Genomic DNA, 23857 nt, shown 5'->3' with positions numbered 1-23857 from the left:
CAGGCCCTGACGGATTTGGGGCCGATTGCCGGCGGTAGCGACAGACGCGGCGCATCCGCCGCCCGAAAGCTGACATGTAGTCGTCGACGGGGCAGTCCCTAGGACGTGTTGCGCTGTGATCGCCGAGCCAGCCTCAGCCCATAATGCATCCCGCAGGCGAACATGCCGACGATGGCTCCATAATTGAGAAAGAACTCCAGCGACGACTCGTTGAAATCCCACATGTCCAACGAATAGGTCAGCATGAGCTTCGACCCGAACCCCGTATCGACGGAACTTTTGAGACCCCGTGCCGCGATGGCCAACGCGGCCAGTCGCAACGCGGCCGTGCGATAGACGTTTGGGGCAGAGATCCGGAACACGCCCCGGCCGACATTCATCACCACCTGCCAACGCGTCCCGAGATGCATTGAGACGATCAGCAACACCCAGTATCCCGCGAACATATGGATTTCGCGGACAGCAAAGGCGCCGCCGGCCGCCGTGAATGGGAACGCATCCCGAGAGATGAGCAGGCTGGTGACGAGCATGACAGTCATGCCGATGCCGAGACAGGCGATCATAGCCAGGTTCACCAGGCGGACGGCATTCATGTTCCGCTGCGCGACACCGCCGTACCAACGCCTGTTGAAGACGTTATGGACGATGACGAGCGCCAACAGCGCCGTCCCGAACAACTCGTGGGAGAGGTTGTCCAGCCACCAATAGGCAAGACATGCGATGATCAGGACAACCGCCAGGAAGTCCAGCAACAGGCGGAAAGGCAAGATGCGGCTCATTCCAACTCGAACCGGCGCATGTCGTTGTAGGTGTAGAGGAACTCGCGGTCGGACCGCGAGGTATGACACCGCTGGCAGCGCTCGGTGTTCTCGTCCATGTTGATCGTGCCGTCGGGCTTAAACCACTGGAACTGCCAGTCGGCCGTACGTCGGTTCTCGTCGTAGTCCTGCCCCCAGCCCTCGCCCTTCTCCATGATGAAGTAGCGGAAGACCTTGCCGTCTCGGTAGTCGACAAGCGCGACATGGGTGCCGTTCGGAATCGGCTCGCCGCGCTTGGCGGCCTCGATCGCCTCGCGGGTCGTCATGATGTGCTCGGTCACCTCGCCACGCTCGACGGTCGTATAATGAACAAGCTTGCCAATGTCAGGCATCGTCGTGCGCGTTGGCTCGGCGTGGAACTTGCATCCCCACCAAGACGACCGTCAGTCCAGCCAGAGCCGCACCACTTATGCCGCCAATTATTTTCTTCATCGAAACCTCATCGACGTTGGAACAGAGCTCACCGCGCGTATTGTTCGTCGGAAACATGTTCCATCCACGCGACCGACTTGCCGTCCAGTGCCTCGGAAATGGCGATATGCGACATTCCGGTGGTCGCCGTCGCGCCGTGCCAGTGCTTCACCCCCGGCGGTATCCAGCCGATGTCGCCCGGACGGATTTCCTGCACTTCGCCATCCCAATGCTGGACGAGGCCGACGCCTGCCGTGACGATCAGGGTCTGACCAAGAGGATGGGTGTGCCAGGCGGTGCGCGCGCCGGGCTCGAAGGTCACCGTGCCTCCACTGACTGTAGCGGGGGCAGTCGCGGAAAAGCGGGAATCGACTCGGACGGCTCCGGTGAAGTTGGTCGACGGACCGGCCGTCGATGGTTGGGTACCGGCTCGGGTTACCGTCACGCCCTTGTCGGGTTCGGCGAAAGCAGCGGATGCGCCAAGGGATAGGGCAACGGTCATAAGGGTCGTCATGTTCATGGGGTACCTGTCATGGTGAGGGCCGTGCTGGCTCGACCGTGATCTACTTCTCCGCGAAGACATCCTTGGCGATCGCCACCGCCGACACCGCGCTCGGCCAGCCGGAATAGAACGCCATATGCGTGATGGTCTCGACGAGCTGCTCTTCCGTCAGGCCGTTGGCCTTGGCGCGAACGAGATGTGAACGAAGCTGGTCAGGACGGTTGAGGGCGATCAGCGCCGCGACCGTCACCAGGCTGCGGTCTCGTTGAGAACGCTGCGGCCGTTCCCATACATCGGCGTAGAGGACGTCGTCCGTCAGTTCCGCCAGCTTGGGTGCGATATCGCCCATCAGTTGCTGAGTTCGCGAACGGGCGGACTCGAGATTCGATGCTGGTTCCTGTGCCATGGTTGTCTCCATTCCGGCTCCAAAGACGATGGCAGCGCTGAGTATTCCCGACATGAGTTTCTTCAAGTTGATTTCCTCTCGATAATTCAGTGCATGGCTCCTGCCGACGATTGGGCAGCAGGCGCTTCGCACGCCTGGGAAAACCGTCACGTGGAAGCGAGGTGACGGTCGAAGAACGGCTTCAACCTGGACAGGGCCGCTTCGACATACTCGGGAACCCAATAGGTCTCGATGTGCTTGGCACCCTCGATCTTGAACAGTTCCTTGTCCCTGGTGCCCGTCGCTTTCGAGAACGCGTCCTCGGTCATGTAAAGGGTGTCGGCTTCGCTGCCCGCAATCATCAGGAGCGGCACGTCGATGAGCGCGATCTCGCCCGTGGCGTCCCAGCGCATCAAATCCATCAAGCTGCTCGTCGTGTACCTGAAGGTCGAGCCAGGATGTGCATGAGTGCGCCAGTAGTAGTGATAGCCCTGCCGATAAAGATCGAACGGAAGAGCATCGATCTGGGCGTCCGTCAGATTGGCGTCCCCGGAATAGAGGGTCTCGCTGCCGGTCGCTTCTTGTGCGCGGGCTGCCGAGGCCTGCTGCAGGCGCTGCTGTATCGTGTCCATCTGGCTGTCCTGGAAGCCGTTGCGGCGGACGCGGCCAGAATTGAACATGCTGAGAGTCGCCACGGCCTTGAAGCGCTTGTCGGTCTTTGCAGCCGCCAGAGAGTAGCCGCCACCGCCGCAGATGCCGAAAAGGCCGAGGCGTGCCGTGTCAACACCGGGGAAGCGACTGATGAAGTCCGCCATTCCGTGGATATCTTCGATGCGGAACTGCGGCTTGTCGGTGCTGCGCGGTTCACCGCCGCTTCCGCCCTGATAGGCGGCGTCGGCCGTGATCGTGATGAAACCTCGCTCCGCCAGACGCTGCGCGTAAAGGCCCGTGGTCTGCTCTTTGACGCCCCCGTTCGGATGCGCCAGAACGATCGTGGGAAACTTTTTCGCCGGATCGTAGCCGGGCGGCGTGTAGACGTTGGCGACGATGTCGAGACCATTGAGCTTGTAGTTCACCGGATGGATGTTCACCTTCCCCGGCTCGTTCCTGGTGATCGCGCCGTCGTAAACGAGTGTGAACGCGTTCTGCGTGTAATCGGCGGCGGCAGCGGTGGTCGTCATTGCGGAAACTCCCAGCATCGCACCGGAGATGACGAGAGCACCTGCACCCAGGAATTCGCGTCGCCTTATGTCGATGATTTCAATTGCCATTTTGAGGCTCCTCAATATGTGAAGTCCGCGCGCTGACGCTTTCCGACCGCGCGCAGGTCGGTCAGTCGAGCTTCTTGTCCGCCAGGAACTTCGAGATCTGGTCGGCGATTTCGACGTTGTTCAGATCCGACATCAGGAAGTGCGTACCGCCCTTTATGCCGATATCCGGCAGGTGAACGAGCGTGGCATCGCCGCCGTGCTTGTTCACGCTTTCGACCCAGAGCTTCGCCATCGCCAGCCGGACGCGCCAGTTGTCCTGTCCGCGTTCCTGGGTCGGTTCGAGCGGGAAATTGTCGCCGTAGTAGATAACGATCGGTAGCTTGGTGAGCTTTTCGAAGTCCGCGGCGGGAACTGCCTCGGCCTTGAGGGTACCGGCGGCACTCGGCATGTCGGCCGGGACATCGCCTTCGGGGAAGATAAAACCGCTGCCCGGTTCCAGTGCCACGATGGCCTTGACGTTCGGGTTCTTGATCGCCGTCAGCCATCCCGGCCCGCCCGCCTGCGAATGCGTGAACAGGATTGCCGGTCCGGTTCTTGTGAACAGGGCCGAGACGGCGTCCGAGATCACATTGGCATCGAATGGCCCTGTGTTCGGCGTGACCGAGCGGAAGAACTGGTTCAGCGCTTCGGGATCCCGCGAGAACTGGACGTCGCCGAAGTAGTCCGGCCATTTGCCAATCCGGAACTGGTCAAAGAACAACTGGTCGTATGGCGCAGGCTCGATCGTCGTCGCGACGGTGCTGTTGCCCGCGCGGCCACGACGCGGTTGATCCACCAGATAGATGGGATACCCACGGCGCAGGAAGATGTTCTGGAAGCCTTCTCGACCGTCCGGCGTGGTCTCCCAGGAGCGTGCCGACTGATAGGCTCCGTGGAGCATGACGATCGGCAGCGACTTCGGGTTCTCGGGCACCTGATAGAAGACGTAGGCGTGGTCGCCGTGAAGCGTCTGACCCTCGGACGTCGGAGCATTGTTGTTGTAGGTTCCGGCTGTGGCCGACACCGTGCCGCCAACCGCGAAGCTGCCCTGCTCCCGGACTACGAGAGGCTCCGGTTTGGCGACCGGTTGGGCGTAGACTGCACCTGAAGACAGAACGAGTGCGGAAAACGCGACGGCCGAAAGAGTTCTAGAAAACATGCGCGATACACCTGCCTTGCAACATGAAGTTGGAAGAAGGCTACGCGAGCAGCATTCAGTTGATTAGATGCTCATTTCCGATTGAAGGTATTAGCCTGCCTTATTAATCACAGACGGTTGATCACCCTGTTACCCGCGGTACCGCAGAGCTTCTACCACCAGCGCGAATGCCGGCGAGGCGTGTCGTCGGTTAGGATAGTAGAGGTGGTAACCTGCAAATGGCGCGCACCAGTCCTCGAGGACGCGGACAAGCCTGCCCTGCGCGATATCGTCTGCGACCAGATCGTCGGGCATATAGGCGAGACCGAGGCCTCGCCTCACGGCATCAAGGCGCATTGCAATGTTGTTGAACACCATCTGGCCTTCGACCCGGACCTTGAGTTCGTGGCCGTCCTTCTCGAACTCCCACGCGAGGATGTTGCCATAGGTTGGCATCCGGATCTGAACGCAGTTATGCGCCGTCAGGTCCTGCGGGATCTCGGGCCACGGATGCTGCCGGAAATAGGAAGGCGCTCCCACGACCGCCATGCGCATTTCCGGGCCGATTTTCACAGCGATCATGTCTTTCGCCAGCTGCTCGCCGAGCCGCACACCCGCATCGTAGCGTTCGGCGACGATATCGGTCAGGCCGTAGTCCACGGTGATCTCGACGTTGACGTCCGGATTGTCGGGCAGGAACTTTTCGAGCGCCGGCGCAAGGACCGAGATCGCGGCATGCTCGCCGGCCGTGATCCGGACCGTCCCGGCCGGCTTGTCCCGCATCTCGCTGAGCGCAGCGAGTTCCGCCTGAATTTCTTCGAACCTCGGTCCCGCCGTCAGAAGAAGACGTTCACCCGCCGCCGTCGGTGATACCCGCCGCGTCGTGCGCGTCAGCAGCCGAATGCCCAGCCGCTCTTCGAGACCACGGACAGTCTGGCTAAGCGCCGACTGCGAGACGCCAAGCTTCAAGGCGGCGCGAGTGAAACTCTCCTCGCGCGCCACGGTGACGAAGGCGAGCAGATCGTTGAAGTTCTCCTGCGGCATTCATTAGGCACCCTTATAGCCTCATGCCGATTACTGCCCCTAATCTAAAATGTCGGCAAGGGATATCTTTTAGCCCGACCGGCAACCTCGAAGTCTCGGCGCTCGGCCTTGGGTGCAAGGGCGCGACCCGCGGACGCGCTCTCCAAGGTCGATATCGTTGGCGACAGATATCCCGCACACCTTCAGGCGCGCGTCGGCAAGTGAAACGGCGGCGATCCGCAGAGCTCTCGCGTTAGAGAGAAGGAAAATGACATGACCAGTACCGTTCCCACAGTGACCCTGAACAACGGGATCGAGATGCCGATCCTTGGCTTCGGCGTCTTTCAGGTACCCGATCCTGCCGAGTGCGAGCGCAGCGTCCGTGACGCGATCGATGTCGGATATCGTTTGCTCGACACCGCAACTTCCTATGGCAACGAAGAGGCCGTAGGCACTGCGATCCGCAACCATGGCATTGATCGAAGCGATCTGTTTGTAACAACCAAGCTCTGGATCGAGGACGCGACGTATGAGGGCGCCAAGGCCGCTTTCCAACGTTCCCTAAACAAGCTGCAGCTCGACTATCTGGACCTCTGGCTCATCCACCAGCCTTTCGGTGATGTCTATGGGGCATGGCGTGCGATGGAAGAACTGTACAAGGCGGGTCGCATCCGCACGATCGGCGTCAGCAACTTCTATCCCGACCGTTTGCTGGACTTCGTGCTTCACAACGAGATCGTGCCCGCGGTCAATCAGATCGAAATCCACCCGTTCCATCAGCAGGAGGACGCAGAGAAGCTGCTCCAGGAATACAACGTTCAACCCGAAGCATGGGGTCCTTTCGCGGAGGGCAAGAACGGGCTGTTCACAAACGAACTCTTGCGGTCGATTGGTAATAGGCATGGCAAAAGCATTGCGCAGGTCGTGCTACGATGGCTGATCCAACGCAACATCGTCGCCATCCCTAAATCGGTGCGCAAGGAGCGGATGGCGGAGAACTTTTCGATCTTCGACTTCGCGCTGGACCAGAAAGACGTTGAAGCGATCGGTTCGCTCGACCAGAAGGCCAGCAGTTTCTTCGATCATCGCGACCCGGCAATGGTGAAATGGCTTGGCACGCGCAAGCTCTGAACCAATGCTGCCTACGCTCCCCGTTCCCTCGAACTCAGCGCGCGTTTACCGCCGCCGTTCAGCTGGTGGATGCCCGGTCTGGCCGATCCTGTACCTTCGAACCTTCGGTTTGAAAAGCCATGGACAAGAAGCGCCCTGGGGAGGGCGTTTGCCCTCCCCAGTCTTTATCAGGCGACCTCGGTCGCAAAGCGCTGAAACAGCGGTGTCAGGCGGGGGTGGCGTGCCGCCGGTGGCGGATGGATTTCAATGGCCCGACCGGACCTCGCCTCGCGTCGTAGCCATTCGCTGATGGTTTCGGCGCTGGTGTGATCCATGTAATGGAGGTCCTCGCCGACAATCTTGACCTTGCGGCCCTCGGGCAGCTGCTCGAGCGTGTTGAGCAGAATGGGAACATCCTTGCAGGTCGCTGCGCCGCCGAGCCGGACATGGATTTCCTCGTCTATTTCGGCGTGCCTGATCGCGAGTTTGCGCCTGAGGTAGGGCACGATCTCGATGATCGACAGCGCCAGGCCGAGCGCCACGCCGACCAGCAGGTCCTGCAGGACGACCATGGCGACGGTCACAGCCCAGATGCCGACCGGGACCCATCCATGATGCTCGAACAGGTGTCTGACATGGCGCAGGCTGATCAACCGCCATCCGGTCACGAGCAGGACCGCGGCGAGGGCGGACAAGGGAACCAGGGTCAAGAGGCTTGGCGCCAGCGCCACCAGGCCCAATATCCAGATCCCGTGGAAGATGGCGGAGGCCCGCGTGCGTGCGCCGGCCTGAATGTTGGCCGAGGAACGGACGATGACGCCGGTGATCGGCAATCCGCCGAGCAGGCCGCAGAGCCCGTTGCCGACGCCCTGGGCAAACAGCTCCTTGTTGAACCGGGTGCGAACGCCGTCATGCATCCGGTCGACGGCGGCGGCCGAGAGAAGGGTTTCGGCACTCGCGATGACGGCAATCATCACCGCCATGAGAATGACGCCGGGCTCCAGCAACCTAGCGAAGTTTTCCGCGGTCGGCAGTGTGATGCTGTCCACGAGCGAGGTGGGGACCTCGACGCGCGCGATCGGCAATTGCAACGCGGCGGCAAGAACCGTCGCCGCCGCGACACCGACCAGCGCTCCCGGAACCAGCGCAAGCGATTTCGGCCGGCACTTCTCCCAGCACACCATTGCAAGCAGGGATATGAGGCCGACCTTCAAGGCGGTTGCCTGGCTCGTCAGGCCAGTTCCCCAAAGACGGGCGAGACTGTCCTCCATCGCCGCGACGTTCTCCATCCCGCCGGCAGCGGGCTTGGCATCCATCAGCACATGAATCTGCCCCAATATGATCAGGATTCCGATGCCGGCGAGCATGCCGTGAACGACGGCCGGCGAGATCGCCCGGAACCAGGAGCCGACCCGCAGGAACCCGCCGGCGATCTGCAGGAAGCCGACGGTGATCAGGACGGGGGCGAGCATGGCGACGCCGTATTCCTCGACGAAGCCGAAGACGATGACGGCAAGTCCGGCCGCAGGCCCGGAGACCTGCAGCGGCGACCCCGACAGGAAGCCGACGACGATGCCGCCGATGATCCCGGAGATCAGGCCCATCGACGCCGGCACGCCGGAGGCGATGGCGATCCCGAGGCACAGCGGGATGGCGACGAGAAAGACGACCAGCGACGAGGCGAGGTCGCGCGAAAAGGTGGAGCTCACTGCTGTCATGGCGCTACTCCGCGGCAAGTGTTGCTGCGATTTGCGCCATGACATGCGGCCGATCGCGGCCCGTCACCGCAACCGGCAGCGGCTCTCCCTCCTGCGGCACCGTGAAGGTCGCTGTTGCCCCATCGTAAACCTGGACTTCCCCGGTCTCGATGTCGAAGAACCAGCCATGAAGGGTGATCTCGCTGGTGGCGAGTTTCGCGGCCACGGAAGGATGCGTCTTCAGGTGATCGAGCTGAACGACGACGTTTTCCATCGCCACGGCGCGCACGCGGTCACTCTCGGAAAGGTCATCCGGATAGGCCCGGCAGACGATCGAATAGGCGGCGTGGCTGTGGCGCAGCCAGGCCGCGACATTGGGCATCGGCTGGAGCAGCTCCGGATGGCACAGGCCCTTCATTGCTCCGCAATCCGAATGGCCGCAGACGACGATGTCGCTGACGCCGAGCGCCAGAATGGCATATTCGATGGCGGAGGAGACCCCGCCATTAAGCGTCGAGAAGGGCGGAACGATGTTGCCGGCATTGCGGCAGACGAAGAGATCGCCGGGACCGGCCTGCGTGATGGTTTCGGGCATCACCCGGCTGTCGGCGCAGGATATCATCAGAGCCTGTGGTTGCTGGCCTTCCCGCGCCAGCTTGCGATAAAGCGCCGACTGGTTGGGAAAAACCGCGCCGCGAAAACTGGAGATACCTTTCAGGAGATCACCCATGTTCGGATCCTCTTTCTGGCCGGACGTCGGACTGGGAGGAATGTCTCTCGTCCGGCGGGTTACAGAAGCGAGTTGTTCGCAGGTGCGAAAAGAACAGCAAAAAGTTTGCGGTGCAACCAGCCGATGCGAGATCGCGATCAACAACACGTGAGGAGGGTGCCGGGGTCCGACGAGGGCTGGCCATTCCTTCGGCTGGAACGCAAGGTCAGCAATGCGTCCTCATCTCGCCACTGTGGCGACCTTTGCCGTCACCGGGAAGCCGACAGCCCGGTGACCACCTGGAGTTCAGAGTGGCGCCACAACCGGCCATTCCCGCAAATTCTGTTTGCCTCAGGCCCGACTCGCCCGAACGCTCAGCCAGCGATCATCGGGCCTTCCGACGTAGCGACGTACATCGCTGACGATCCAGCCCGCGTCTGTGAGTGCCGACCGCAGGGCAGGCTCGCGCCAGTACGTCTCGACGTAGCGCCGAGGTGTTGCAGCACTGCCGTGTGTGGACACATCCTCGCCGTCGCCCTCCCTGACCGAGACGTGCAGTCGGCCACCGGTCCGGGTCGCCTCGGCAAGCCGTCCAAGCACCGTGCCGAAATCCTCGCGCGCGACATGTATCAGGCAGGCACAGGCCCAGATCCCGTCATACGGCTTGCCGGGACGCTGCGGGTCGGCCAGGTCATCGGTCAGCGGGTCCAACAGGTCGGCCTCAAAGCCACCTTCGCGTAGCAGTTCGACGAAACCCTTTGAAATGTCGGTGCGCCGGACGCTGATGCCCCGCTTCTCAAGCTCCAGTGCATCTCGCCCGCCACCGCTTCCGATCTCCAGCACTCTGCCCGAGCCGGAGAGCTCGGTCACGAACACATCGATCTCAGTCGCGACCCATTCGGGCATCACCGCGGCCTCGGCAGCGTACTCCGCCGCGGCCGTATCATAGGACCGCACAGTATCCCGGTCGGTGCTCATCCCAGCGCTCCTCCTTCAAGACAACAGCCTATCAGCCCGTTGCGCCCTTCACACTTCGGCAGTTGGTGACATCGCGGGCGATTTACTCCCCAGCTTTAGCAGAAATGAGGTCAGAGACACCACCGAAGGACTGCCAATACTTCCGGGCGGCAATGCGCCAATTGCGGTCATGGCCGGCGGCGCTGTAGAGTTCGCGTCCATGAGTGAAACTTCCTCGCGCCCGCGCCGCCGGAGGGTTGCTCATTGTCGGCCATCGGGCGGGGTTTTGTCGCGCAGCCATCTCAGCCGGGAAATACCTGCAACATTCAGGAGAACGCATGACGAAGCATCGCATCTATTTGGTCAGCGTCGCGAGCGTCTATCCCCACTATGTCGCCAAGGCGGAGAAGAAGGGACGCACGAAGGCGGAAGTCGGCGAAATCATCTCTTGGCTGACGGGCTATAGCCGAGAGGCTCTCGACGATCAGTTGGCGAGGAACACCAACTTCGAGGATTTCTTTGCGCAGGCACCTCAGATGAATCCCTCCCGATCGCAGATCACAGGCCTGATCTGCGGCGTCCGCGTGGAAGAGATCCAGGAAGCGACCATGCGGGAAATCCGCTACCTGGACAAACTGATCGACGAGCTCGCGAAGGGCAGGGCGATGGAGAAAATCCTGCGAAAATAGAAGCCTAGGTTTGCTCCCGCTTGACAGCTCGTGTCGATGCCCGAGACGAACGGAACACCTTCCCCCAGCAGTCGCATGTTCTGCCCGTCGCACTTGACGGTGTCGCCGTCGACGGCCGTCAGTGAGGCGCAAAAGATCAATCCTGCGATCATCAATAGCAGGTGGTCCTGACCTGACGGACCGGGCCACCAACCCAGGTGCTTTGCGGGGTCGACGTGCAGGTCGTCGGCGTATACGTGGGCTGCTGTCGCTGCATTCCTTGATTGTAACCCTGTCCGCCGGCAATAAGAGCGTCCCCCATCGCTCAGCACCTATCGCAGCGGTCGCGGCGGCGACTGGCTGAAAATCAAATGCATCCAGAGCGACGGCTTCGGGAACATCGGCGCGCTTGCTGGCTGCTCGGAAGGGTGGCGAACTGGTTTACGTCGGGTCGGTCGGAACGGGCTTCAAGGCAGACGAGGCAATGAAGCTTCGCGCAACGATGGACAAGATCAAGGCGACCAAACCGGCCGTCAAATATTCCGGTGGGCGCAAGAACCTGATCTGGATCAAGCCGACGCTAATTGCAGAGGTCGAATATCGAGCCTGGACGCATGACGGCAAGTTGCGGCACGCCTCCTATAAGGGGCTGCGGGATCGGGATGATAATGCGGCGGTCGCGGAGATATAGAAAGTTGCGCCAACCTTTGAGCTAGCTCTCCATCTTGGGCAGCGGCGAAGGTGGAAGAGGCGGCAACACATCTCCGACTTTTACCCGCGTCTCACGGAGGACAATCCAATCTTCACCGTTAATTTTTGCTTCCAAAAACAGTGTGCACGGCTCCCTGAAATCTGCAACCAAACTGGCAGCAATCGGGCTCCATGTGGAAACATCAGCGACTTCCACTTGGCCTTCCATGGTGAAAAACGGAGCGTCGTCGACACTGGTCCTAGCGCGAAGCGCGATTTCATCTAATCCCAGTGCCTCATGTTCCGCCAAAAACCAAAGCGTAAAAGGAAATTTCGCCGGCAACGAGGAAAAGATGATCTCATTGGAGTAAACACCTACGAGAAGGAATTTGCCATTATCCTCTCGTCGAACGAGGTCGCAAACCGAGAAGTTGTGTATCTTCATTTTGAGCGCCAATGAACGCTGTTTTGTCCGGTTGCCGTTGCCGATACTGGAGGCGACGAGTATTCCATTCTAAGTTCCTTTGTCCCTGACCGAGGCGATGCCGCCTCCTTCTCAGGGAACGAATGGAAATTACACCCGAACTCTTTCTCATCTTCGAGGATAATCCGGAACTCCGGACGGCCTCGCATCGCCCACACCAACTCTGCAACTGTTTCGAGAGTCAAATTTTGATATCCAGAGAGGCAGCGATGGATACGTGATCGGTCAACGCCTAACAAGTCTGCTATCTTTTGTTGCGTGAGCTTGCTGTCCGCTTTTCGTTGCACAAATGCTTTCTGAAGCGAAGTGCCGACGTGCGTGACAAACTCTGCTGCGAGCTCCGCTTTGGGATCATCAAGCGTGAAGTAGTCGTCATCGCTGTGGCTATCAAGAAACGACATCATTTGCGTTGGCTCCCTGCATGTACTTCGGTGGGTCGAGATCCAATTCATCGCGAATTTTCAGGCAGTTTATTCTATGTTCTTCATATAGCATTGGATTGTATTTCAGCCGCTCAAAGAACTCCCCCGTGGTGGCGATGTAGCAGTCCTTGTGATAGAACCAGCCAAAGAAGCGTAGGTCCGGTGTCCTGAGCTCCCAAACGTCATTATTTTTCGGGCTCATCTTCTTGAACAACCTTGGACCCGGGAAGGGTTTCCCAGAGATGAAGTCTTTAAGGATGGCCAGTGCTTGTTGGCTTGGCCGAATTGTGTCCGGGTAGAACGCCGTCGCTACTTTTACGTCATTCTCTAACCACTCGTGGAATTTGGGAAGGCCCACAATCGCTCGGTCGCGGAATTCATCTCGTCTCAATTTCACGTTAACCGGCTTCAGCACACCCATGTGGACCAGTTGCACCAAAGTTGCCATATAAGTCAACATATCCCGATTAACAAATAATTAACATCGCCCAATATGGTGAAGTGGTTGCGACAAATCCTATTTAACAACTCATCGGATCATGCGCCAGTACCACGAAAGTGTGGGCTGCTGACCGATGCGGAGCAATCTCTCAGGTCTGATTAAGCCGGGTTAAGCCGTCCCATCCACATCGCCATCTTCGTCCAGCTCGTGCACCGTCAAATAGGTGTTCTTCTCCATCCACTCACGGACGATATACCTGATGGCGTCGTCTCGCGTCAGCACCAATTCGCTTGAGAGGTTCCGCAGAGCTTCTTCCATGTTCTCGTCCGCCTGGACATCACCTCTTGCCGCTTGTTGACTGACCCGTAGTTGAGCAATAACTTATGGACCCCCGGTCGTTGGGCTTGTCCTCACATGACGGATCGATTTCTTCAGCGTCGCCTTGCTGCCATCGTCGTTGCCGATGTGGTGGGATATTCACGCCTGATGGAGGCTGATGAAGTCGCAACGCTGGCGAACCTCAGGGAACTCCGTTCTGGCGTCATCGAGCCGGCTGTGATGCGCCATAACGGTCGCATCTTTAAGGTCATGGGCGACGGATTCCTGATCGAATTCGGTAGCGCGGTGGACGCGGTCGCTGCAGCGTTGGAAATGCAACAGACCACCACTGCCATCGAGGCTTCCGGAGACCGGCGCCTGCTTTTGCGTATAGGCGTCAATCTGGGAGATGTCATTGACGATGGTTCAGACATCCTCGGCGACGGCGTCAACGTCGCGGCGCGCCTCGAGACGCAGGCCGCACCGGGAGGTATCTGCATTTCAGGCAGCGTTCACGGCGAGATCGTCGGCAAGATCGGCGACCGGTTCTTTGATGCAGGCGAACGCTACCTGAAGAACCTGACTCGCCCGGTTCACGTGTGGCATTGGCCGGATGCGCTGCAGAGCATATTGCCGCTGCCCGAATGTCCCTCGGTCGCTGTCCTGCCGTTCACGAATATGAGTGGAGATGAAGCGGACGCGCCTTTCGTCGACGGCCTGACCGAAGACCTGATCACCGACCTTTCCCGTACGGCTGGCCTGTTCGTCATCGCGCGCAATTCCGTGTACGGCTACAAGGGCAAGCCGGTCAACGTAAAGCTGGTCGCCCAGGAACTCGGCGTCCGCTACGTCCTGGAGGGGAGCGCCAGACGCGCAATGGGCCGTGTCCGCATCAACGCCCAACTGGTCGACGCGCTTGACGGCGGGCACTTGTGGGCCGAGAGGTTCGACCGGACGGTGGAAGATGTTTTCGAATTGCAGGATGAAGTCAACGCCAAGATTGTTGAAGCCCTCGTCGGCCGGCTGACCATCCCCGCGCCGCGCAATCGGCCGAAGAACTTTGAGGCGTACGATCTGTGTGTGCGCGCCCGCCTCCTGACGGAAGAGTTGCCGCAAACCGAGCGTGAGGCCTATATGCTGCTCCAACGCGCGGTCAAGCTCGATCCATCATATGCCGAGGCGCTCGGTCTGCTCGCCTATAACCGTTGGCTTGCCTGGACTCGATTTCGGCGAGCCCGAAGATCCTAACCGTCGGATGGCGGTGACATCAGCGCAGAAGGCGGTAGACTTGGATCCCAACGATGCCGGCTGCCGTTACGTTCTGGGTACCATTTTGGCTTATGAGCGGCGATGGGAGGAATCGGATGCCGCCTTCGCCAAGGCCCTGGAGCTGGACCCCAACCACGCCGACACCTGGGCCGCCATGTCGGACATGTCCGTGCTGGACGGCAGGGTTGCCGACGGACTGGCGCAGATCGAAAAAGCCCTGCGGCTCAATCCCCATCCAACCTGCTGGTATCTTTGTCATCTTGGGCAGGCGCAGTACGCCGCGCGTGATTATGAGGCGGCAACCGCTACGCTCCGCAGGAAAGAAACCTATCGTACCAACTCACGCAAATTCCTGGCTGCTGCGCTTGCGCAGTTAGGCCACAGCGAGGAGGCGCGGCGAGAAGCAGAATTGTTTCTGATCGCCCACCCTCATTTCACCATCGGCCATTGGCTCAGCTCCCAGCCGCTGCGCGATGCAGCTGTACGAGACCACTTCGTCGACGGCTTCCGAAAGGCCGGCCTGCCGGAGATGTGACAGCGGATGAGGCCAATCCCGAGATGCGCTGCGCGAGAACGGCGGTCTGGATCGCATGGATGGCGGCACTGCAGAGTTTCCTTGTGGGCCAATCTGTTTCGCCGGCGCAGCCGGGAAATTCCTCATTACCGACGATCCGCTAGGATTTCGTAGCCCAGCTTTCGAAGGCGGAGATCGACGAAATCAGAGGCGGCGTTGTGACCAGAAGGTCACCTCGCCGCCTGTGATAGTTCGACCGGCGAGTTTCGCTTATGCCAGATGTCGACCGAAGAACTCGGCCATCCGGTCGAAGGGGATCTTGTCCATGCGGTCGTAAAGGTCGGTATGGCTTGCATCCGGAATGATCATCAGTTCCTTCGGCTCGGCAGCGGCTGCGAAGGCGGTTTCACTGAAGTAGCGTGAGTGAGCCTTCTCGCCGTGGATGAACAGCACCGGACGCGGCGAGATCTCCGCGATGTAGGTCAGAATCGGCATGTTCATGAACGAGATCGGCGTGGTCTGCGACCAGGCGTTGCGCGAGTTGACAGCGCGCTTATGATAACCGCGCGGCGTCGAATAGTAGTCGTGGTAATCGACCATGAACTGCGGTGCATCTGGACCGACTTCGGCGTTATACGCCGCCTGGTAGGCGGGAGTACCCTTTTCCGCATCAACCCAACGCTGCCGGCTTAACTGCTCCAGCGTCTGCGTGCGTTGCTCCAGGGTGACGCTGTCGTTGTAACCCTTGGACATGACGCGCGTCATGTCGTACATGGTGCTGGCGACGACTGCCTTGACGCGCTTGTCGACGGCAACGGCATTCAAAGCCATGCCGCCCCAGCCGCAGACGCCGATCACGCCGATGCGCTCACGATCGACTTCCGGCCGCAGGCCGATAAAGTCCACTGCGGCACTGAAGTCCTCGGTGTTGATGTCGGGCGAGGCGATGTTACGCGGTTCGCCGCCGCTCTCTCCGGTATATGATGGGTCGAAGGCAAGAGTTGCAAATCCACGTTCTGCCATCGTCTGCGCATAAAGCCCGGACGACTGTTCCTTCACCGCGCCGAACGGCCCGCTGACGACGATGGCGGCGAGCCTACTGTTGTCCCGATCCTTGGGAAGGTAGAGATCTGCCGCCAGAGTGATGCCGTATCGGTTCTTGAACGAGACCTTCTGATGGTCGACCTTGTCGCTCTTGAGGAACGTCTTGTCCCAATCCGTGGTCTGAGCCAGGGCCCGGGTCGCGGCCGCCGCCGGGATCAGGCTCATGGCCGCGACGGCGACGCCGGTCGCCTTTATCAGACCACGCCTGCTCGAATTGAAGCCGTCCTGCGTCTCAATGTGCTTGCTCATTTGGAAGTCTCCTGTCTGGATGGGTTGAGTGTCACTGGATGCGCTCGATGCGCAGCGGGAATTCCCCAGGTACGTGAAGCGCTTCGAACCCGTCGTCGAAGCGACCGAGGCGGACGAGGCCCGGATGCTTGTAGTCGGCGTAGAACATCGCGAGATTTCCCCAGGGCATGTAGTAGCAGAGGTCGTATGGCCGCTCGTCGGAGAAGGGTCCGTGTCCTTCGACTGTCAGCATGCGCGGCAGGTATGCGATCTTCTCGTTCGATCCGAAGTCCTTGATCTCGAGGTCCAGGGGAAGCATCGAAGCGAGGTCGCGCGCCGACGGATTGTCGTAGAGCGTGGCCGTCATTGACATGCCCTTGAAGGTGAACCTGATCCTCACGTCGGTCGGCTCTTGGCTGGCCGGATCGCGGCCTTGCTGCCCGCGCGCCGCGAAGGGGAGAGCCGCGGCCGCCAGAGCTCCACCCACGATCCTTCGCCGGGTCATGGCCAATGTGTTCGTCGTCATCGTTCGGGTCCCATCAAACCGGTTGCGCCGTGGGCCGGAACAGGATTTCGTTGATGTCGACATCGTCTGGCTCGTTCACCGCAAACGCGACCGCCCGGGCGAAGGCATCCGCGCCGACGGCGATCTGGCTGACGAACTCTCTCGTGTCCGCCTGGATGTCCTTTTCGCTGATATGCTCGAGAAGTTCGGTGCTGACCGCGCCGGGCGAAATGATGGTGGTCCGGATGTTGTACGGCTTCACCTCCTTGCGTAGCCCTTCGGAAAGCGCACGGACGGCGAACTTGGTCGCGCAATAGACCGCGGCACCTGGATCGACGACATGGCCGTAGACCGAGGAAACGTTGATGATGTGGCCGGACTTCTGCGCCTTCATATGCGGCAGCGCGGCGGCGATGCCGTAGAGCACGCCTTTGACGTTGACGTCGATCATGCGGTCCCACTCGTCGACCTTGAGACGTTCGAGCGGGGCGAGCGGCATCAGACCGGCATTGTTGAGCATCACGTCGACGCGGCCGAATTCCTGGACTGCAGTATCGACGAGGTTCCTGACCTGCTGCCTATCCGTCACATCTGTCTGGATCGCTTTGGCATTGTAGCCCTTCGACGTGAGTTCCCCGGCCAGCGCATCGATGCGGTCACGTCGCCGGGCACCGAGCACCACGGCAGCACCTCGCTCGGCGAGATGGCGTGCGGTGGCTTCGCCCAGCCCGCTGCTCGCCCCGGTGATGACGACGACTTTGTCTTCTATGCCTTGAGACATGATGTTCTCCTATTGCGAGATTTTTGAGAGGTCAGACGCGGCGGCCGGCGAGCGCTCCGAACGCGGCGGAACCCGCAAGAAGGAGGGCGGCCAGAAGGAAAGCGCTCCACCAGCCTGCACCGTCGAAAAGAACTCCGCCTGCGAATGCCCCGCCCGCAATGGCCAACTGGATCAGCGCGACCTGGATGCCGCCCGCCGCTTCCAGCTCACCTGGGACCAGCCTCGCCATCCAGGTGTTCCAGGCCACCGGGGTCGGGGTCGAGAAAATCCCCAGAGCACGAGAAGGACCGCGGTGGCCCACGGTGAAGACCCAAAGCCGATCAGCAGGAGAGCGATCAGAGCGACCGTGCCCGGCAGGCCAATAAGCGCGGCGGCAAGGTGACGGCGTAGGACGAAACCGATCAGGGACGTTCCGGCCAATCCGCCGAGTTCCGACACCCAGAAGCATCAGCGACAGTGTGTTGAGCTCCACCCCGGTGACACCCTCCAGAAACGGACGCAGATAGATCGAAAGCGCATTCATCCCCATGAAGACCAGACCCGTCGCCGCCATGCCGATCAGGAAGGCGCGGTTGCGCAAGAGGCGCAACATTCGGCCGACCGACACGGTTTCCGTCGCAGGCATCTTCGGCAGGACGGCAAATTGCCAAATCAGAGCGACGAGTCCGATCGGAACGGTGATCAGGAAAGTGCCGCGCCAGCCGATCAGCCCGCCCAGAAAGCTGCCGAGAGGGGCGGCAATGACGATCGCGAAAGCGGTGCCGCCCTGGAGCAGAGCGATGGCCTTGGGCAGGTCCGACTTCGAAGCCAGACGCGCGAGGATGGCCGTCGACAAGGACCAGAAGCCGCCGATCGCGACGCCGACAAGCGCCCGGCCCAGGAGGAAGACGGTGAAGTTGGGAGCGAGGGCAACGGCCAGACTGGAGAGGGCCAGCATCCCGGTATAGAGCAGGACGACTGCCTTCCTGTCCCATTTCGACAGAAAGCCGTTGCCGAAGAGGCTTGTGGTCACAGCGAAGACGCCCGAGATGGTGATGGCCAGCCCGGCCTGGCCTTCTGACACCGCCAGCTCTCTGGCGATCGGGGTCAGGAGGCTGACCGGCAGGAACTCCAGTCCGACCAGAAGAAAGGTCAGGAGCGACAGGCAGGTCACGGCCGCCCATGGTGTTTCTGCGATGTCTGCCAAGATCGCATCATTCGCTGTCAGCTCAATGGCCATGCCGGGCTCTCCTGTGCGGTGCCGCAACAGATAGCCAAACGGGTTTGGATGGACTAGTAGGTATAATCCGCATGTTGAGGTGAAGGAGATTCAACAATGCGACGTGACGAATTCACCGAGATGAGAGCATTCTTGGAAGTTGCCAAGGAGCGGAGCTTCACGCGCGCCGCTGCGAAGCTGGGCCTCACGCGCTCGGCCCTCAGTCACACAGTCAGCGCGTTGGAGGAGCGGCTGGGAATTCGGCTTCTTTCCCGCACCACCCGGGACGTCGCGCCGACGGCGGCCGGCGAACGTCTCATGGAAAGTATCCAGCCCCATTTCGAAAGCATCACCGCCGGGATCAGCGCGATCAGCGCGCTGCGTGACAAGCCGTCCGGCGACGTTAGGGTCGTCTGCCCGGACGACGCGGTCGAGCTGGTGTTCCGTCCCAGACTTTCGGCATTCCTGCGTGACTTTCCCGACGTGACGGTGGAAATCATCGTTGACAACGGCTTCACCAACATCGTCGAGCGGCAGTTCGACGCTGGCGTCCGTCTTGGCGAGGCCGTCGCCCGCGACATGGTGGCGGTGCGCATAGGACCCGACGTGTCATATTCCGTCGTGGCCTCGCCCGACTATCTGGAGCGGCATGGGCCGCCGTCAATCCCGCAGGACCTGACAGGTCACAACTGCGTCAACCTTCGGCTTCCAACATCCGGGGGGCTTTATGCCTGGGAATTCGAGCGGGACGGCCGTGAGTTCAGCGTGCGGGTGGAGGGCCAGCTCACCTTGAGCAACATCGCTCCGGCGATTGACGCTGCATTGGACGGTATCGGCCTTGCCTACGTGCCCACGGACCTCGTCTCGCAGCATGTCGAGCGGGGGCGGTTGCGGCAGGTGCTTTCGGACTGGTGTCCGACCTTCCAGGGCTACCATCTCTATTATCCGAGCCGACGCAATCCGTCGCCGGCCTTCTCGGCGTTTGTTGATGCTTTCCGGCATAGACGGCGGAAATAGTGTTCGGCCCCACAGCCCGATGTCTCCTGTTGGCGCTTCGGCGACGTGAGGTACTGGCTCAAAGTTGCCGCGTCGGTGCCCTCAGAGCATGGCTCAAGTTCGCGTAATGACGGTGCCTCTCGCTTTCACAGGGAGGGGCCATGAGTGATCAATTTCCAAGCCAAGAGCCCGTAGGTCGATGGACGAACGGGCTTTTTGCAGCGGATTGCCGTCACGAAAGGGCGGCGGTTGAAGATTGCAGTCTATCCAGACGATTTCGACGGGCGTCGCCGAAAGAGCTGATCCCAGATGTCGTACCCCGCAGGGACAATCCCGATCAGCAGTGCAGCGGCCAAATCGAACCGTGGAACAAACGCCAGGATGACCGCGCAGAACGCGACAAGCGTCCCGAATGCAAATATTGCAAAAAACCGGCTTCTGTTCATCGGTCTATCCTTTCGGAATGGGCCAGACACTGCGTCATCTCTGTACTCCATAGAGTAGATTCGGCAGCATGTAGACGATGCTCGGGAACAGATAGATGACCACCATGCAGAGAATGACGATCAACATATACGGCATCATGCCGCGGAAGATGTCGGTCAGTTTGACATGCGGAGGCGAGACGCCCTTCAGGTAGTATGCCGACATCGCCATGGGTGGTGATAGGAAGGCCGTCTGCAGGTTGATTGCCACGAGGATACCGAAGAACAGCGGATCGATCCCGAAATGCGGCAGCAGCGGAATGAAGATCGGGATGAAGATGACGATGATTTCAGTCCATTCCAGAGGCCAGCCGAGAATGAAGATGATGATCTGGGCAAGGATCAGGAACATCAGCGGCGACATGTCCAGGCCGGTCACGAAGTCACTGATGAACTGTTGACCGCCGAGATAGGCGAATACCGATGCGAAGGTCGCCGAACCGACGAACAACCAGCAGACCATCGCGGTCGTTCGCGCCGTCAGATACACCGACTCCTTCAGTCGCTGCCAGGTCAGCGCCCGATAGGCCGCAGCAAGCGCCAGTCCCCCCAATGCGCCGATTGCGGCGGCTTCCGACGGCGTTGCCAGGCCAAAGAGAATGGCACCCAGCACCGCAAGAATCAGAAAGGCGAGCGGCGCGAAGGATGTAAGCATCATCCAGGCGAGTTGGACCGGCGTGTGCTCGCCCACATCTTCTTTCGTTGGCCGCGGCGCCAGTTGCGGCTGCAGGATTGCTCGCACCACGACATAGATGAGATAAAACCCGGCCAGCGCGAGGCCGGGCAGGAGCGCCGCCGCATACATTCGGACAACCGAGATCCCGGAGGTTGCCGCATAGACGATCAGCAGGATGGAAGGCGGGATCAGGATCCCGAGCGTGCCGCCCGCGCAGATCACGCCCGTCGCGTAGCGCACGTCATACTTTGCCTTCAGCATCGCTGGTAGGGCGAGCAGTCCCATCAACGTCACCACGGCCCCGACGATGCCGGTTGCCGTGGCAAAGAGTGTGCAGGTGGCCAGGGCGGCGACCGCCATCGAGCCGGGCACCCGGCGCGTGACGCTGAATAGCGTCGAGAACAGCCGATCGACGATGTTGGCTCGCTCGACGATGTAGCCCATGAACAGGAACAGCGGGATAGCCGTCAGCACGTCGTTCTGGATGACCGAGTAGGTCTGGTTGACGAACAGATCGAAGATCCGGTTGTTGAAGAAACCGCCGATCCAGGTCTGCGCCAGTGTAAAGGCATCGCCGCCGGATTCGAGCGCGCGGTCATAGCCGCGCCACATGCGGCCGGCATCGTAATAGGCATAATATCCGAAGCCGACACCCAGAGCCATCAAGGTGAACGCCACCGGGAAGCCGAGGAAGATGGCGAGGATCAGGATGAGGAGCATCCCGACGGCGATATGTGCATCCGTCATGGAGCGTCCCGATCCCGTGGTTCACGTCCAGCGTCAACTTCCCGCGACGGAAGGAAACCCTCGTCCTCGGACTTGAGCACATCCAGGCTTTTTGTTTCCAGTAGTACCTTTTCCAGTTCTTCGACATCTTCGGCCTGCTTCGGCCATTCGCCCGTCCTTATGCAGAGAATGCAGCGGAAGACCTGCGCCACGCCCTGCAGGAACAGGAGAATGCCGGCGGCGACGATCACGGCCTTGAACTGGAAGATCGGCACACCGGCGGGACTGTTGGAACTGACCTCCAGATAGCCCCAACTGCGTGCGGCATATTTCCAGCCCGAGATCACCAGCGCGGTAATACCGGGAAAGAAAAAGATGAAGTACAACACCAGTTCCAGCCTGGCCTGCGTGCGCGGTTTCCAGAGCCGGTAGATGAAGTCGCCGCGCACATGGCCATCACGCGAGAGGGTATACGCTCCCGCCATCATGAAGATCGCTCCATAAAGCATGTAGCTCAGATCGAAGGCCCAGGGGGTCGGCGCGCGAAAGAGGTAGCGTGCAACAACCTCATAGCCGACGCCGAAAGCCATGATGAGTATCCCCCACGCGAACACCTTGCCGAACCACGCCGACAAATCGTCGGCGAATGCAATGTAACGGAGCATGCAAGCGCCTCCCTGATCTCGATGAGGGACGAGGCCCGGAAATACCGGGCCTTACCATCTATTTTCCGAGCTTCAATTTTCCGGGAAATAGTGCTCATAGGCGAGTGCGAGATCGGCGGAGTTCATCAATTCGTAGTACACGACCCTCTCCACCCACTGCCGCTGACTGTCGAGCACCTTCTTCATGAACGCATCCGCTTCAAGCGTCGGGATGATCTCATCCCAGGCCTTGAGTTGCGCATCCAGAATTTCCTTTGGCGTGCGGTGCACGGTCACGCCATGTTCGGCCTGGAGTTTTTGAAGGTCGCTTGAATAGTTGTCCATCGCGGACGCTGTTATCGCCGTGCTTGCTGCCTCCACGCCATATTCCAGGATCGCCTGCAGATCTTCGGGAAGGTCGTCAAACACATCCTTGTTGAAGAGGAACTCGAAAGATTTCGCTCGCTTGATGGTAGGACGACAGCATGTAGTTCTTGGCGACATCCTGCGAACCAAACCGTATGTCAGAGGAGGGATTGTTGAACTCGAAGGCGTCGATCACACCTCGCTCCATTGCCGGCACGATCTCGCCGCCCGGAAGTTGAGCGACGCTCATGCCCATATTCTGCATGAGATCGGCGGCGAGCCCGACCGTACGATATTTGAGGCCGTTGACGTCGTTCACGGTCGCGACCGGGTTTTTGAACCAGCCGAACGGCTGCGCGGGCATCGGGAAGCCATAGAAGCCGTAAAGGTTCAGCCCCATGATGTCCTGGGTGAGTTCCCGGTAGAGATCCTTGCCGCCACCTTGATGGAACCATCCGAGCATGGTGGTTGCGCTGCCGCCGAATACCGGCCCGGTACCGAAGAGGGAAGCTGCCTTGTGCTTTCCGTACCAATAGACGGGAACAGTGTGGGCTGCGTCGATCACGCCATCATTGACGCCGTCGAGCACCTGAAACGCGCCGACGACCGTACCGGCAGGCATTAGTTCGAACTTCAGGCGTCCGCCGGACATTCGTTCGACCCGTTCGACGTACAGGCGGGCAAAATCCATCCAGATGTCCGACGCGGGCCAGGATGTTTGCATTTTAATGACGGTGGGTGCCTGGGCCAGCACCGCCGGGGCGGCAAGAGCCCCAACTGCGGTTACTCCAACGAGCGTAGATGCTCCCAGCAACTCTCGACGCGATACTGCCTTTTTGTTCATTGTTCTTCCTCCCTGGATTGTAGTCGAATTCTCCCTGCATTTCCTGATAGTCCGCCAAGTTGAAGAGGAGGGCTCCCAACCTTTTCGCGATCAGTATCAACAACTGATTGTTCTCATTTGTCTATTATGCACACTTTTTGCAATTCTGACAGACGTTCAAGTGTTGTTGATCACAGCTTGGGGCTGTGGTCCAACGACCAAGGCACAGTACCGCTACTCCGCGTTGTCCGGACTGCCTCAGCTTGGAAAGAAATAGCTGCTTTCGCCCGTCGACGATGAACTGGAGCCATGTGCTGAACTGGAACCATGTGCTCGTTCTTGATCGCCTTCGTCCCAAGTCGATTGAGCCGACGAGAGCCGACGTCCGCACATGGCGCACAGATGTCGTCTCGTTGAGCTTTAGTTCGATCCGATAGTTTGTGGCATGCGGGGCCCTTTGCCGAGGGCCCCTGGTCGCGTGATAGCGATGTCTTTTTTGAAAGCGGGCGATCTGCGCA

General features: G+C 60.2%; 22 protein-coding genes and 6 pseudogenes. 5 read left to right on the top strand and 23 right to left on the bottom strand.

What is annotated here, in order from left to right:
* Positions 1-98: 98 nt before the first annotated feature.
* The 7 genes and pseudogenes from MHI61_RS18315 to MHI61_RS18285 all read right to left on the bottom strand — a co-directional run bounded on the left by MHI61_RS18315 (position 99) and on the right by MHI61_RS18285 (position 5548).
* Positions 99-779, bottom strand: a complete 681-nt coding sequence (locus MHI61_RS18315) for a DUF4405 domain-containing protein (protein WP_239789991.1) — start codon at positions 777-779, stop codon at positions 99-101.
* A pseudogene (locus MHI61_RS18310) lies at positions 776-1250 on the bottom strand (cytochrome P460 family protein). Before MHI61_RS18310 ends, MHI61_RS18315 begins: the two are co-directional and overlap by 4 nt.
* A gap of 28 nt (positions 1251-1278) precedes the next feature.
* Positions 1279-1749, bottom strand: coding sequence for a cupin domain-containing protein (locus tag MHI61_RS18305; protein WP_239789990.1), 471 nt, complete (start codon positions 1747-1749; stop codon positions 1279-1281).
* A gap of 43 nt (positions 1750-1792) precedes the next feature.
* A complete protein-coding gene (locus MHI61_RS18300; protein WP_239792871.1) occupies positions 1793-2149 on the bottom strand; it encodes a carboxymuconolactone decarboxylase family protein in 357 nt (118 codons plus the stop codon).
* 134 nt (positions 2150-2283) lie between these two features.
* Positions 2284-3387 carry an alpha/beta hydrolase gene (locus tag MHI61_RS18295; RefSeq protein ID WP_239789989.1) on the bottom strand — a complete coding sequence of 368 codons (1104 nt, stop codon included), beginning with the start codon at positions 3385-3387 and terminating at the stop codon, positions 2284-2286.
* A gap of 61 nt (positions 3388-3448) precedes the next feature.
* Positions 3449-4525, bottom strand: coding sequence for an alpha/beta fold hydrolase (locus MHI61_RS18290; RefSeq protein ID WP_239789988.1), 1077 nt, complete (start codon positions 4523-4525; stop codon positions 3449-3451).
* A gap of 129 nt (positions 4526-4654) precedes the next feature.
* Positions 4655-5548, bottom strand: a complete 894-nt coding sequence (locus MHI61_RS18285; RefSeq protein ID WP_239789987.1) for a LysR family transcriptional regulator — start codon at positions 5546-5548, stop codon at positions 4655-4657.
* Between the two features lie 252 nt (positions 5549-5800).
* On the opposite strand from MHI61_RS18285, the gene MHI61_RS18280 reads away from it, so the two are divergent.
* Positions 5801-6658 carry an aldo/keto reductase gene (locus MHI61_RS18280; protein WP_239789986.1) on the top strand — a complete coding sequence of 286 codons (858 nt, stop codon included), beginning with the start codon at positions 5801-5803 and terminating at the stop codon, positions 6656-6658.
* 167 nt (positions 6659-6825) lie between these two features.
* On the opposite strand, the gene MHI61_RS18275 is transcribed toward MHI61_RS18280, so the two are convergent.
* The 3 genes from MHI61_RS18275 to MHI61_RS18265 all read right to left on the bottom strand — a co-directional run bounded on the left by MHI61_RS18275 (position 6826) and on the right by MHI61_RS18265 (position 10021).
* Complete coding sequence (locus MHI61_RS18275) at positions 6826-8355, bottom strand: SulP family inorganic anion transporter (protein ID WP_239789985.1); 1530 nt, start codon at positions 8353-8355, stop codon at positions 6826-6828.
* A gap of 4 nt (positions 8356-8359) precedes the next feature.
* Positions 8360-9064, bottom strand: a complete 705-nt coding sequence (locus MHI61_RS18270; RefSeq protein ID WP_097608312.1) for a carbonic anhydrase — start codon at positions 9062-9064, stop codon at positions 8360-8362.
* A 330-nt stretch (positions 9065-9394) separates the two neighbouring features.
* Positions 9395-10021, bottom strand: coding sequence for a class I SAM-dependent methyltransferase (locus tag MHI61_RS18265; RefSeq protein ID WP_239789984.1), 627 nt, complete (start codon positions 10019-10021; stop codon positions 9395-9397).
* Between the two features lie 317 nt (positions 10022-10338).
* Between MHI61_RS18265 and MHI61_RS18260 the strand changes: the two genes are divergently transcribed.
* Complete coding sequence (locus MHI61_RS18260; RefSeq protein WP_239789983.1) at positions 10339-10689, top strand: DUF2200 domain-containing protein; 351 nt, start codon at positions 10339-10341, stop codon at positions 10687-10689.
* Positions 10690-10718: 29 nt separating this feature from the next.
* Here MHI61_RS18260 and MHI61_RS18255 read toward each other — a convergent pair.
* Positions 10719-10841: pseudogene (locus tag MHI61_RS18255) on the bottom strand (thermonuclease family protein); the annotation flags it as partial.
* A gap of 154 nt (positions 10842-10995) precedes the next feature.
* Here MHI61_RS18255 and MHI61_RS18250 point away from each other — a divergent pair.
* A pseudogene (locus MHI61_RS18250) lies at positions 10996-11359 on the top strand (ATP-dependent DNA ligase); the annotation flags it as partial.
* Positions 11360-11380: 21 nt separating this feature from the next.
* Here MHI61_RS18250 and MHI61_RS18245 read toward each other — a convergent pair.
* The 4 genes and pseudogenes from MHI61_RS18245 to MHI61_RS18230 form a co-directional block, all read right to left on the bottom strand.
* Positions 11381-11803, bottom strand: coding sequence for a hypothetical protein (locus MHI61_RS18245; RefSeq protein WP_239789982.1), 423 nt, complete (start codon positions 11801-11803; stop codon positions 11381-11383).
* Positions 11800-12246 (bottom strand): helix-turn-helix domain-containing protein, encoded by a 447-nt coding sequence (locus tag MHI61_RS18240; protein ID WP_239789981.1) that lies wholly within the window; start codon positions 12244-12246, stop codon positions 11800-11802. Before MHI61_RS18240 ends, MHI61_RS18245 begins: the two co-directional genes overlap by 4 nt.
* The gene (locus MHI61_RS18235; RefSeq protein WP_239789980.1) at positions 12230-12712 is read right to left on the bottom strand and encodes a hypothetical protein; all 483 of its coding nucleotides are present in this window, start codon (positions 12710-12712) and stop codon (positions 12230-12232) included. Before MHI61_RS18235 ends, MHI61_RS18240 begins: the two co-directional genes overlap by 17 nt.
* A 162-nt stretch (positions 12713-12874) precedes the next feature.
* Positions 12875-13033, bottom strand: a pseudogene (locus tag MHI61_RS18230) (CopG family transcriptional regulator); the annotation flags it as partial.
* A gap of 87 nt (positions 13034-13120) precedes the next feature.
* Here MHI61_RS18230 and MHI61_RS18225 point away from each other — a divergent pair.
* A pseudogene (locus MHI61_RS18225) lies at positions 13121-14828 on the top strand (adenylate/guanylate cyclase domain-containing protein).
* Between the two features lie 249 nt (positions 14829-15077).
* Here MHI61_RS18225 and MHI61_RS18220 read toward each other — a convergent pair.
* The 4 genes and pseudogenes from MHI61_RS18220 to MHI61_RS18205 form a co-directional block, all read right to left on the bottom strand.
* The gene (locus MHI61_RS18220; protein ID WP_239789979.1) at positions 15078-16160 is read right to left on the bottom strand and encodes an alpha/beta hydrolase; all 1083 of its coding nucleotides are present in this window, start codon (positions 16158-16160) and stop codon (positions 15078-15080) included.
* 31 nt (positions 16161-16191) lie between these two features.
* Entirely contained in the window at positions 16192-16665 is a 474-nt protein-coding gene (locus MHI61_RS18215; protein WP_239789978.1) for a cyclophilin-like fold protein, read from the bottom strand.
* A 13-nt stretch (positions 16666-16678) separates the two neighbouring features.
* On the bottom strand, positions 16679-17425 hold the full coding sequence (locus tag MHI61_RS18210) for an SDR family oxidoreductase (protein ID WP_097582625.1): 747 nt from the start codon (positions 17423-17425) through the stop codon (positions 16679-16681).
* Between the two features lie 31 nt (positions 17426-17456).
* A pseudogene (locus MHI61_RS18205) lies at positions 17457-18644 on the bottom strand (MFS transporter).
* A 96-nt stretch (positions 18645-18740) separates the two neighbouring features.
* Here MHI61_RS18205 and MHI61_RS18200 point away from each other — a divergent pair.
* On the top strand, positions 18741-19640 hold the full coding sequence (locus MHI61_RS18200; protein WP_239789977.1) for a LysR family transcriptional regulator: 900 nt from the start codon (positions 18741-18743) through the stop codon (positions 19638-19640).
* 459 nt (positions 19641-20099) lie between these two features.
* Here MHI61_RS18200 and MHI61_RS18195 read toward each other — a convergent pair whose 3' ends face one another.
* From MHI61_RS18195 to MHI61_RS32800, 4 genes are all read right to left on the bottom strand, one after another.
* Positions 20100-21527, bottom strand: coding sequence for a TRAP transporter large permease subunit (locus MHI61_RS18195; protein WP_239789976.1), 1428 nt, complete (start codon positions 21525-21527; stop codon positions 20100-20102).
* Entirely contained in the window at positions 21524-22171 is a 648-nt protein-coding gene (locus MHI61_RS18190; protein WP_239789975.1) for a TRAP transporter small permease subunit, read from the bottom strand. Before MHI61_RS18190 ends, MHI61_RS18195 begins: the two co-directional genes overlap by 4 nt.
* A gap of 72 nt (positions 22172-22243) precedes the next feature.
* Positions 22244-22579, bottom strand: a complete 336-nt coding sequence (locus MHI61_RS32805) for a hypothetical protein (RefSeq protein WP_345774854.1) — start codon at positions 22577-22579, stop codon at positions 22244-22246.
* Positions 22572-23360, bottom strand: a complete 789-nt coding sequence (locus MHI61_RS32800) for a hypothetical protein (RefSeq protein ID WP_345774853.1) — start codon at positions 23358-23360, stop codon at positions 22572-22574. The genes MHI61_RS32805 and MHI61_RS32800 overlap by 8 nt, the downstream gene beginning before the upstream one ends.
* Between the last annotated feature and the right edge of the window lie 497 nt (positions 23361-23857).

Origin of the sequence: Rhizobium sp. K102, assembly GCF_022385315.1 — a bacterium.
GTDB classification, from domain to species: domain Bacteria; phylum Pseudomonadota; class Alphaproteobacteria; order Rhizobiales; family Rhizobiaceae; genus Rhizobium; species Rhizobium croatiense.
Note: the sequence above shows the minus strand (reverse complement) of the source record. Positions and strands in the feature narration are given on the sequence as shown.

Excerpts from the sequence above, each read along its gene's own strand:
- MHI61_RS18315 (WP_239789991.1), bottom strand. The coding sequence starts at position 779 with ATGAGCCGCATCTTGCCTTTCCGCCTGTTGCTGGACTTCCTGGCGGTT.
- MHI61_RS18305 (WP_239789990.1), bottom strand. The coding sequence starts at position 1,749 with ATGAACATGACGACCCTTATGACCGTTGCCCTATCCCTTGGCGCATCC.
- MHI61_RS18300 (WP_239792871.1), bottom strand. The coding sequence starts at position 2,149 with ATGGAGACAACCATGGCACAGGAACCAGCATCGAATCTCGAGTCCGCC.
- MHI61_RS18295 (WP_239789989.1), bottom strand. The coding sequence starts at position 3,387 with ATGGCAATTGAAATCATCGACATAAGGCGACGCGAATTCCTGGGTGCA.
- MHI61_RS18290 (WP_239789988.1), bottom strand. The coding sequence starts at position 4,525 with ATGTTTTCTAGAACTCTTTCGGCCGTCGCGTTTTCCGCACTCGTTCTG.
- MHI61_RS18285 (WP_239789987.1), bottom strand. The coding sequence starts at position 5,548 with ATGCCGCAGGAGAACTTCAACGATCTGCTCGCCTTCGTCACCGTGGCG.
- MHI61_RS18280 (WP_239789986.1), top strand. The coding sequence starts at position 5,801 with ATGACCAGTACCGTTCCCACAGTGACCCTGAACAACGGGATCGAGATG.
- MHI61_RS18275 (WP_239789985.1), bottom strand. The coding sequence starts at position 8,355 with ATGACAGCAGTGAGCTCCACCTTTTCGCGCGACCTCGCCTCGTCGCTG.
- MHI61_RS18270 (WP_097608312.1), bottom strand. The coding sequence starts at position 9,064 with ATGGGTGATCTCCTGAAAGGTATCTCCAGTTTTCGCGGCGCGGTTTTT.
- MHI61_RS18265 (WP_239789984.1), bottom strand. The coding sequence starts at position 10,021 with ATGAGCACCGACCGGGATACTGTGCGGTCCTATGATACGGCCGCGGCG.
- MHI61_RS18260 (WP_239789983.1), top strand. The coding sequence starts at position 10,339 with ATGACGAAGCATCGCATCTATTTGGTCAGCGTCGCGAGCGTCTATCCC.
- MHI61_RS18245 (WP_239789982.1), bottom strand. The coding sequence starts at position 11,803 with ATGAAGATACACAACTTCTCGGTTTGCGACCTCGTTCGACGAGAGGAT.
- MHI61_RS18240 (WP_239789981.1), bottom strand. The coding sequence starts at position 12,246 with ATGATGTCGTTTCTTGATAGCCACAGCGATGACGACTACTTCACGCTT.
- MHI61_RS18235 (WP_239789980.1), bottom strand. The coding sequence starts at position 12,712 with ATGGCAACTTTGGTGCAACTGGTCCACATGGGTGTGCTGAAGCCGGTT.
- MHI61_RS18220 (WP_239789979.1), bottom strand. The coding sequence starts at position 16,160 with ATGAGCAAGCACATTGAGACGCAGGACGGCTTCAATTCGAGCAGGCGT.
- MHI61_RS18215 (WP_239789978.1), bottom strand. The coding sequence starts at position 16,665 with ATGACGACGAACACATTGGCCATGACCCGGCGAAGGATCGTGGGTGGA.
- MHI61_RS18210 (WP_097582625.1), bottom strand. The coding sequence starts at position 17,425 with ATGTCTCAAGGCATAGAAGACAAAGTCGTCGTCATCACCGGGGCGAGC.
- MHI61_RS18200 (WP_239789977.1), top strand. The coding sequence starts at position 18,741 with ATGCGACGTGACGAATTCACCGAGATGAGAGCATTCTTGGAAGTTGCC.
- MHI61_RS18195 (WP_239789976.1), bottom strand. The coding sequence starts at position 21,527 with ATGACGGATGCACATATCGCCGTCGGGATGCTCCTCATCCTGATCCTC.
- MHI61_RS18190 (WP_239789975.1), bottom strand. The coding sequence starts at position 22,171 with ATGCTCCGTTACATTGCATTCGCCGACGATTTGTCGGCGTGGTTCGGC.
- MHI61_RS32800 (WP_345774853.1), bottom strand. The coding sequence starts at position 23,360 with ATGAACAAAAAGGCAGTATCGCGTCGAGAGTTGCTGGGAGCATCTACG.